The sequence below is a fragment of the Bacillus sp. AP50 genome (assembly GCF_040492675.1).
GTDB classification, from domain to species: Bacteria; Bacillota; Bacilli; order Bacillales; family Bacillaceae_G; genus Bacillus_A; species Bacillus_A cereus.
The window spans coordinates 1-4,716 of the sequence record NZ_JBEUTW010000442.1 but is presented as its reverse complement, the minus strand read 5'-3'; the positions used below and the strand labels follow the sequence as shown (position 1 = coordinate 4,716).

Genomic DNA, 4,716 nt, shown 5'->3' with positions numbered 1-4,716 from the left:
AAATTAAACGAAGTTTTTATTCTTTTTTTAAAACATAATGTTACAAAATAGACTTATTGTATTTATTTTATTTTTATATGAGATTAAAAATAATAATAAACGTACCAATGTATGAGAGGTATTAGTATATTTATTAGTAATTTGTTCGTTTATCTCTATATTGCTATTATATTAGCGATAACAATAATATATTGGGGGGACAAGAATGAATTTGAAATTTACATCTAAATTGGAAAGATTAAGAAAAAGTAAAAAAGGAATTGGTGCTTGTGTTTTAGCTGCAGGGGTAACGGCTATTACTATGATTCCTCAAAGTGCTTATGCACATGGATTTGTTGAAAAGCCAAGTAGCCGTGCTGCTTTATGTAGTCAGAATTATGGAGCATTGAATTTAAATTGTGGAAATATAATGTACGAACCTCAAAGCCTAGAAGCACCTAAAGGATTCCCAGATGGGGGACCGATTGATGGAAAAATCGCTTCGGCAGGAGGACTGTTTGGAGGAATTCTTGACCAACAAACATCAAATCGCTGGTTCAAAAACACGATTAAGGGTGGAGCAAATACCTTTACATGGAAATATACAGCTGCACATCCTACAAGTAAATGGCATTATTACATTACAAAAAAGGGATGGGATCCTAATAAACCATTAACACGTGCTGAATTAGAACCAATTGGAACTGTGAAACATGATGGTTCTGCCGCATCAAATAATTTAACACATACAATTAATGTACCAACTGATCGCAATGGTTATCATGTTATTTTAGCTGTATGGGATGTAGCAGATACGTCAAATGCGTTTTATAATGTAATTGATGTAAATCTAGTAAATAATGAAGCTCCCGATACAGTAGCTCCAAGTCAACCAACTGAATTAAATGCCTCTAAAGTTTCTGCCAATAGTGTTGAAATAACATGGAAGGCCTCTACTGATAATATAGGTGTAAAAGAATATCAAGTGTTACGTAATGGCGAAGTAATTGATACGGTACCAGGTACAACTTTTATTGATAAAAAACTAAAAGCAGATACGGAATATACCTATACAATAAAGGCATTAGACTCTGCTGGAAACATATCAAAAGAAAGTGAAAAACTAAAGGTTAAGACAACACATGCAATCCCAGATATAGAGGCTCCAACTCAACCAAAAGGATTACATAGTATGGGTACAACAGCGACAACTGTTGATTTGATGTGGAGTCCGTCTGAAGATAATGTAGGTGTTGACCATTATATTGTATATAGAGAAAGCGCTGGGGTTATGAATAAAATTGGGACAGCGGCTAATACATCCTTTATGGATAAAGATTTGAAGGCTAATACATCGTATAAATATGTAGTGACGGCGGTTGATTTAGCTGGAAATGAATCTAGTAGAAGTGATGTTTTGACTGTAACAACAAAGTCAGAGGATTCCACATATGAAAAATGGGATGCAAAAAAAGCATATACTAAAGGCGATAGAGTAGTACATGAGGGAAAAGTGTATGAAGCAGTTCAAGATCATCAAGGAAATGGCGACTCAAATTGGATTTTTGCCTTATCGCTTTGGAAGCCAGTTTTGAATAAGTGACAGGTGGGAAAAGGTAGTTAACATTTTTGGGTTTTCTTTTAAAAATTAAGGGCTGTTCCAAATATGAATTATCTTATGATTTAAATGTTGAACTACTCACTACTTAACGTCCTAACGGACTGTTTGAAGTGGGAGATTCCTGCGAACACCGATGTATCCATCAGTTATCTTAGCAGGCTCTACCCGTAGTCCCTACGGTGAGAACATAAGTATCTTGTACGCTGACTCACCACACTCCCTACTTTAGCTTGGTTTTCGCGACTTTGAGAAGCGTGGGGCGATAGAACGTTGAAGATTTTACGGTTGCAACGTTTTTCTGCAACCAACCTCATATCTTCAGTTTTCGAAGAGCAATCTGTACAAGTAAATGATAGCAAATATGTTGGCTTATGCCAACCGACATTCATCTCCCACCTAAAATTGGTGTTTCACACCTACACATTTTTGAGGAAGGAGTCTTCTGCCGGAAAACGATAAATCAATAAGATTTAAACCCCATCCTAATGTTTACGAAATGAAATTAAAAAAGAATCCCAATGGAATTTCATTGGGATTCTTTTTTTTCTAATTTGTAATAGCGTATATTTTCACTGTGAATTTGTTAGTGGCACCCATTGGACTTGCAATATAATATTTAGTATTTGTGTAAGCTTCAGTCCTAGATCCATGTGAAATGTTTTTCCAACGAGTAGAATCTATTCCTAGGGAAACATCAATCATTACATTGAAAGAGATAGTAGAAGAATAATCTTTATCTGAAGGCTCAATAACCCATTTTAATTCTTTGGTACCTACAGGTAAAATATCAATTTTAAAGTTTTGACTGGATCGATTTTGTTGCCCGGATAAAGGACTAGATTCAGATGAAATTTGCGAAATTAATATTTCTTTTTCATTAGAATGTATACCATTTAATTTAATGATACTATCAATTAAACCTGGACCAGGAAAATCAGCTGCGATGATACCAGAATGTTTAATTATGCCTTGTTGTAAGAGTTTGGTCCCAAGTGTATTCATTCCCCCATAGTATACTTGTCCGTTTCTATCGCGAGGGAAATCACTCCATGCATTTGTGGAATTCGTTTGAATCAATTTAGGACTACTATCAGTATTTCTGCTCTCTTTTCCGCTTGCAATAAACCAAGGATATACATTATTTAAAAATGCCGCTACGCCCCCCGTACCACTAAAATGGTTGAGATGAATTTTTCCATTATTAAAATTAGTATTTGCATTTTGTAGATGGGTTTTTATCGCAATCCATTTTGCATATATTTCGTCTGGTCCGCTTCCAATTTCAAATTTATCTTGTATATTCAAACCTTCGTAATCAATACCGTACAATTGAGTAGATGTAAAGTTTTGTAAGATTACAATTTTCCCGCGGGTATCTCCTAAAGTAGGGTTATTTCTATCTGAGGTTGGTACGGAATTAGGATTCCAAAAATATGAAGCATTAACGTTTTTATATTTTAAAAATATCTCCTCAAATGATAGAGAGCCGCTTTCAGGAGTAGTTTCTTCTTTTAGGCGCATTAATATTGTTTCTGTTGGATGCTCTTTTAAAAATTGAATTGTCTCTTTTAATACATCTTCAAACACAGCTTTTTGATTTACAATGCCATGATACATTGCAAAAGAATCTTTTACACGTTTAACACGCATATCTACATATCGGATTCCAGAATTTAATTGTTGGGATAGACTCATAGTTTGATTTCTTGTCAAATTTTCATCAAGAAAGCTTGCTCCATGTAAAGCCATTGTACCGTGAGTCCCTGGAATAGATATTTCACTTAATTTTGTTGAATCTTCTATTTTGGACATCCACGATGGATTTTGATATCCTATATTGGATTCATAGGAGTAACCTGGATGACTATCAGCTAAAAGAGTAGATGGTGTACTTAAACTTGCTAGTGTAATACAAGTGAGGATGCTAATTTTAATGAAATTTCTCATTTTTATTTTCTTCATTTTATCTCTCCTGATCTTTAAACAATTGCTAGATGATGTTTTTACTATATTTATTGTTTTTCATTCTTGAGGTAATAAATTTTTGGATTTGAAAATAATTAAAAACAGGGGGAGTAAGTTATTTGAGACTTTAATAATTTGTTTTTATGAATTGTACTTAATAGCCAAACGTATTCTTGAAAAATCGAAATATAGCCTCCAAAAACCAACCGTTGCTCGTATTGTATACAAACAAAACAGAAGCCTTAAAAAAGACTTCTATTTTGTGACATATAATGAATGATAAGGTGGTAAACAAATCAAGATAATGTGAATGAGTAGTAAAAGTTTATTAATAGCTGTTTTAGAATCTCTTATAACAAGGCTGATTACAAAAAGTGAATCCCTACAATGCTAATAAAAATTGAAAAATTCTACTCATTAAAACTTAGACTAACTACAGTTGCGATTGATTGGGCTGCATGTTCCCAGCTTCCATCTATAACTTTACCAATCTGCTGACCAAGTGTATTTAAATCATTTGGATTAACTGGAATTCCATTATAAGCAGCAAGAATTGATAAAAGTGGAGCAGCAAATGGTGTCCAACCACCTCTATCAATACTAAATACAGGCTTATCTACTACTTTTCCATCTTGCACAGTAAACTCATAATAAAATTGATCATCTGGACGGAAACTTAAATGATGAGAAATTTGTCCCTTAACATATTTTTTTCCTGCACCTAGATTTACTACTTCTATTTCCTTTACGTTAAATTCATGTTCAAATACTTTTATTTTTTTGACTTCTGGACCATTTAAGGCAGCATTAACAGCTGTTTCTAAATTATTTTGTGCTAATGGTTGAATACTCATTTGTGCCTTGTTTTGTTGGATAGGAGCCTCTTTTTTTGCAGCAAACACTGATGTGGTAGGTAGTGCACCTGTAGCTAATGTTGCTGCAAGTGCTGTTGTCATCATGATTTTCCTTTTCATCTTCATAGTTTTTCTTCCTCTCTAAAAGTTTTGATATATAATCTTTTAAAGACTGACATTGTGTAATATTTTATTTCATAATGAACAAAAAACTAGTTTAAGAATGATGTGGAATTATGTCAGAGCATTAAAATTAATTATATATGTACTTAAGATGATATATATCCTGTCTCTTAT

General features: G+C 33.5%; 3 protein-coding genes. 1 reads left to right on the top strand and 2 read right to left on the bottom strand.

Going from position 1 to position 4,716, the window contains the following annotated elements; genetic code table 11:
- The first annotated feature begins 205 nt into the window (after positions 1 to 205).
- Positions 206 to 1,582, top strand: a complete 1,377-nt coding sequence (locus ABWK52_RS24230) for a lytic polysaccharide monooxygenase (RefSeq protein ID WP_353772187.1) — start codon at positions 206 to 208, stop codon at positions 1,580 to 1,582.
- Positions 1,583 to 2,146: 564 nt separating this feature from the next.
- Here the strand turns inward: ABWK52_RS24230 and ABWK52_RS24225 are convergent.
- Together ABWK52_RS24225 and ABWK52_RS24220 are read right to left on the bottom strand one after the other, a co-directional pair.
- Positions 2,147 to 3,562: a phosphatidylinositol-specific phospholipase C gene (locus ABWK52_RS24225; RefSeq protein WP_131250716.1), complete on the bottom strand. Its 1,416-nt coding sequence runs from the start codon at positions 3,560 to 3,562 to the stop codon at positions 2,147 to 2,149.
- A gap of 413 nt (positions 3,563 to 3,975) precedes the next feature.
- On the bottom strand, positions 3,976 to 4,545 hold the full coding sequence (locus ABWK52_RS24220) for a hypothetical protein (RefSeq protein WP_000782804.1): 570 nt from the start codon (positions 4,543 to 4,545) through the stop codon (positions 3,976 to 3,978).
- Positions 4,546 to 4,716: the final 171 nt, after the last annotated feature.